Raw genomic sequence first — 4541 nt, 5'->3', positions numbered from 1 at the left:
GGGGGGCCTGCTCGTTCAGGTCTGGATGGGGGTCGGGCGGGGGGCCGGTGACCACGGCATCGATACCGGGGTCGGGGGGGAGGGCGTGGGGGGTGGGGGGGATCCCCCGATTGGTGGGCGGGAGGGTGGCGTAGTGGCGCGTGCCTTCGTTCACGACGTGCGATCCCGCACGGTGCGGGGGTGCAGGCGAGATCGACCATGCGGCAGGCATAGCCCATCTCGTGGTCGTACCAGGGGTAGACCTTCAGCAGGGTGCCGTCGGTGACGAGCGTGGAGGGGCCATCGACGATACTGGAGCGCGTATCGCGCTGATAGTCGACCGAGACGAGCGGGCGGGCTTCGTAGCCGAGTATGCCGGCGAGCGGACCCTTTACCGCGGCCTTGAAGAGCTCGTTGACCTCGCCAGCCGTAGTCGGCCGCTGCAGCTCGAAGACGCAATCCGTCAGCGAGGCGTTGAGCACCGGCGCGCGTACGGCATGGCCGTCGAGCTTGCCCTTAAGCTCCGGGTAGATCAGCGCGATCGCCGTGGCGCTCCCGGTGGTGGTCGGCTGCAGCGAAAGCATCGCCGAGCGGGCCCGGCGTAGGTCCTTGTGTGGAGCGTCGACCACGACATTCGTGTTGGTCGGGTCGTGGATCGTGGTGATCTGGCCGTGCCGGATGCCAAGATTCTCGTGGACCACCTTGACCACCGGGGCGAGGCAATTCGTCGTGCAGGACGCCGCCGTGACGATCGGATGCTTCGCCGGATCGTAGAGGTGATCGTTGATGCCGACGACGACGTTGAGGACGGATGGATCCTTGACCGGCGCGGCGACGATGACGCGCTTGGCGCCGCGCTTGAGATGCCCTTCCAGCACTGCCGGGGTCAGAAACTTGCCGGTGCATTCGAGAACGACATCGACGCCCAGATCTCCCCAGGGGAGATCTGAAGGCGAAGCCTCGGACGAGAAGCCCAGCTTGCGCTCGCCGATTTGAATGGCTCGATCGCCATCATGACCGATCTGGGCGCGCCAGCGCCCCTGCATGCTGTCGAACTCCAGGAGGTGAGCCGACGCTATGGCGCCACCTTTGATCTCGTTCAGGTGAACAACCTCGAGGCGATTATGTCGCCGGGGATCGTCATCTGGCCGCTCTGCGGCGCCCAGCGCAGCTCGCAAGGCCAGGCGCCCGATGCGCCCCATGCCGTTGATGCCAACTCTCATGCTGTTCGCTCCCTGCGCCGATCACGCTCGTCCATCACCTATGTCAGACTAAAATGTCAATATGTCGATTGACTCCGACTTATCGATTGGTCAGTAATCGCGTCGACGCTAACCGACATAACGAGATCAGATCATGGAAACGGCCCCGCTCAAGGTTCTCTTCGTCTGCAAGGGTAATCACGCGCGTTCCGTCATGGCGGAATCGATCTTGCGACGGATTCCCGGCGGCAAGTTCACTGTCTTCAGCGCCGGAAGCCAACCGCAGCCCGACATCAACCCTTTCGTCCTGCGGCTGCTGACCTCACTGAACCATGACACTGGCGACCTTCGCCCCAAGAACTGGACTGAGTTCGCCCAACCCGGCTCGCCGGAGCTCGACTTCGTCTTCACCTTGTCCGAGACCGCTGCCAATGCGGCGCCCCCGGCATGGACCGGCAATCCGACCACGGCTCTCTGGACCTTGCCCGATCCCGCGGCTTTCGAGGGCGAGGACGTCCAGAAAGCGCTTGCTTTCGCCGATGCCTATCGGATGCTCAACAACCGCATCTCGATCTTTGCGAGCTTGCCTCTGGCGACATTGCAGGGCATGGCGCTGCAGCATCGGCTGGACGCCATCGGCAAGGACACAGGCAGAAGGGAAGACGCGGCGTGACGCCGAAACTTGACGCATCGAGGCTTGAGTCCGCGGATGCGGTCGCCTTGCTGGGAGCACTGGCACAGCCGGCGCGGCTGGAGATCTTCCGTTTGCTGATGCGCTACCGGCCGCACGGGCTTGCCGCAGGCGATATCGGCCGCTTGCTGGCCGTCGCGCACAACACGCTGTCGACGCATCTCGGCGCGCTCGAACAGGTGGGCCTGCTCGCCTCTCGCCGCGAAGGCCGCCACATCATCTTCGCCGCGCGACCTGATCGCGCTGACAGCCTGCTCGGTTTCCGTTCGGAGGCGTGCTGCAGTCAGGCGCCCAAAAGGTGCATTGCCGACTCGCCTTCTGTTCCGGCACGGCGCGAGTTCGCAGCCAGCAATCGGCCCTTGCGCGTGCTCGTGGTCTGCACCGGCAATTCCGCCCGCTCGATCATGGCGGAGGCGGTGCTGAATCGCGAGGGGCTCGGGCGGATCGAGGCCTGGTCGGCCGGTAGCCGTCCGCAGGAGGCGCCGCATTCACTGGCGCTCGGGCTCCTTGACGAGCTTGGCTATGACATCTCCGCCATGCGCTCGAAGTCGTGGGACGAGTTTCTCGCCCCTGACGCACCCAAGCTGGACCTCGTCATCACCGTCTGCGACGACGCGGCCGAGACCGCCTGCCCAACTTTCCCGGGTGTGCCGATGCGAGTTCATTGGGGGCTGGGCGATCCAGCGTCGCTCTCCGGTGCACAGGCCGCCAAGCGGGCAGGCTTCCTGCAGAGCTATCGCGACCTGACCGCGCGAGTCACGGCCTTCATCAACCTGCCATTCGAGGAGATGACACTGCGCGAGCTGGAGCCTGTCCTCACGGCGATCGGCCGTATGGATGGCGCCACGGATAAAGCGCTGGGGCACGCTGCGTGACGATTGATCCGAACACGACCGACGTCGTCATCTACCACAACCCCGATTGCGGCACCTCGCGCAACACGCTCGCGCTGATCCGCAATGCCGGGGTCGAACCGCATGTCGTCGAGTACTTGAAGACACCGCCGAACCGGGCACTGCTGGCCCGCCTGCTCGTGCGTATGAATCTGCCGCTGCGCGCCATCCTGCGCGAGAAGGGCACACCTTTCGCCGAGCTCGGCCTCGGAGACCCCACAATCGGAGGCGAGGCGATCTGGGCGGCGATCGACGCGCATCCCATCCTGATCAATCGGCCGATCGTGATCACGCCCTGGGGTGTAGCGCTCTGCCGGCCTTCGGAAGCCGTGCTCGACATCCTGCCGTTGCCGCAGCTTGGTTCGTTCGCGAAGGAAGACGGCGAACCCGTCATCGACGCGCAGGGCCGGCGCATCGCCATAGCCTGAGATATGCAGCAATCGCTCTCCACCCGCCTGCTGGCCGAAGCGTTCGGTACTGGCATCCTCGTCGCTACCGTCGTCGGTTCCGGCATCATGGCGACCAAGCTGTCGCAGGACGTCGCGATCCAGCTGCTTGGCAACACGATCCCGACCGGCGCGATCCTGGTCGTGCTTATCACGATCCTCGGGCCGGTCTCGGGCGCGCATTTCAATCCCGCGGTCAGCCTCGTCTTCGCGTTAAGGAGAGATCTGCCCTGGCGCGAGCTGGCGCCCTATACGCTAGCGCAGTGCCTCGGCGGCATTGCCGGCACGGCCGTCGCGCATCTAATGTTTGGGCTGGCGCCGCTCGTGATCGGCACGACGGTTCGGACGGGGCCGTCGCTTTGGCTGGCCGAGGCGGTCGCGACCTTCACCCTTGTGCTCGCCATTCTCGGCTCGCTCAAGGCGCGGCCGGACAGCGTGCCGCTGATCGTCGGATTGACGATCACCGCGACCTATTGGTTCACCGCCTCAACCTCCTTCGCCAATCCAGCGGTGACGCTCGCGCGTGGTTTCACCACGAGCTTCGCCGGCATCGCGATCGGGCACGTGCCGATGTTCGTGGTGGCGCAGATCGTTGGGGCGCTGGCGGGGCTGGCGGTGGCGGGAGCCTTGTCGTTCAATCGGAACTAGGCCCCCGTTCCTGGCCTCACGGCAACGTCGAAGACGGTCAGCGGAGGTCGATTGCCGTCTCGACGACATGCTGCAGCGAGGGCGCATCCTCTGAGGTGAGCGTCATACGAAGGCGCACGCTGCGTCCTTGAATCGCACCCTCTCGCACAATGCGCTCGATCTCTCGCTGCGAGGTCACTCCGACCTCCTTCAGGAATTTCCGGACAGCCATGTTGAAACGGTCTTCATCCATGATCGATCTCCAAATTGTCGCGAGGTGAAGTCCTCATTCCGACCCAACTGAGACATTCGCGGTGAGACGCCTACGTGTCGTGGTGGGGCCCTTTCCGGACTCTGACAACGTCTGCTCTCGGGCTACCGCTGCTGCGCCACAAACGGGCGAGTTCGTGCGGTTGGGTGTGGTCAAATTCGCCCGAGGGTAAACCGAGGTGGGTTCGTGCCGACCGCCTATTTGAGCCGCGACCTCTGAGAGCAAGGTAAGCAATCTCTGTTGCGCGCGGTACTTTCTCGCGAGCCGGGCGATGGCTCGCCCCACGCATCACGGCTTCTCAACCCGGACCATCTTCAGAAAATTAAGAACGGCGGGGTCCTCGGAGTCGCGGCGGAAGACGACCTCGGTGCTGATCTGGATCGTGTTCCCCGTGATGGGCCGGTAGACTACGTGCTCGCCGATGCTGCTGGG

The 4541-nt window shown here is 64.6% G+C and carries 6 protein-coding genes; 4 read left to right on the top strand and 2 right to left on the bottom strand.

What is annotated here, in order from left to right:
* The coding region (locus B6S44_RS24905) for an ArsJ-associated glyceraldehyde-3-phosphate dehydrogenase (RefSeq protein WP_248309749.1) at positions 1–1202 on the bottom strand (1202 nt) is incomplete at its 3' end.
* 133 nt (positions 1203–1335) lie between these two features.
* On the opposite strand from B6S44_RS24905, the gene B6S44_RS24900 reads away from it, so the two are divergent.
* From B6S44_RS24900 to B6S44_RS24885, 4 genes are read left to right on the top strand one after another with little or no spacing between them, the layout of a single operon-like run.
* Positions 1336–1854: an arsenate reductase ArsC gene (locus B6S44_RS24900; protein ID WP_129159572.1), complete on the top strand. Its 519-nt coding sequence runs from the start codon at positions 1336–1338 to the stop codon at positions 1852–1854.
* Positions 1851–2747 carry an arsenate reductase/protein-tyrosine-phosphatase family protein gene (locus B6S44_RS24895; protein WP_248309748.1) on the top strand — a complete coding sequence of 299 codons (897 nt, stop codon included), beginning with the start codon at positions 1851–1853 and terminating at the stop codon, positions 2745–2747. Before B6S44_RS24900 ends, B6S44_RS24895 begins: the two co-directional genes overlap by 4 nt.
* Positions 2744–3193 (top strand): arsenate reductase (glutaredoxin), encoded by a 450-nt coding sequence (gene arsC / locus B6S44_RS24890; protein ID WP_248309747.1) that lies wholly within the window; start codon positions 2744–2746, stop codon positions 3191–3193. Before B6S44_RS24895 ends, arsC begins: the two co-directional genes overlap by 4 nt.
* A 3-nt stretch (positions 3194–3196) precedes the next feature.
* The gene (locus B6S44_RS24885; RefSeq protein ID WP_129159571.1) at positions 3197–3859 is read left to right on the top strand and encodes an MIP/aquaporin family protein; all 663 of its coding nucleotides are present in this window, start codon (positions 3197–3199) and stop codon (positions 3857–3859) included.
* A gap of 37 nt (positions 3860–3896) precedes the next feature.
* On the opposite strand, the gene B6S44_RS24880 is transcribed toward B6S44_RS24885, so the two are convergent.
* A complete protein-coding gene (locus B6S44_RS24880; RefSeq protein WP_129159570.1) occupies positions 3897–4091 on the bottom strand; it encodes a DUF6494 family protein in 195 nt (64 codons plus the stop codon).
* Positions 4092–4541: the final 450 nt, after the last annotated feature.

The sequence above is a fragment of the Allobosea sp. Tri-44 genome, from assembly GCF_004123845.1.
Classification (GTDB): Bacteria; Pseudomonadota; Alphaproteobacteria; order Rhizobiales; family Beijerinckiaceae; genus Allobosea.
The sequence above is the reverse complement of the archived record's forward strand: the minus strand, read 5'-3'. Positions and strand labels throughout refer to the sequence as shown.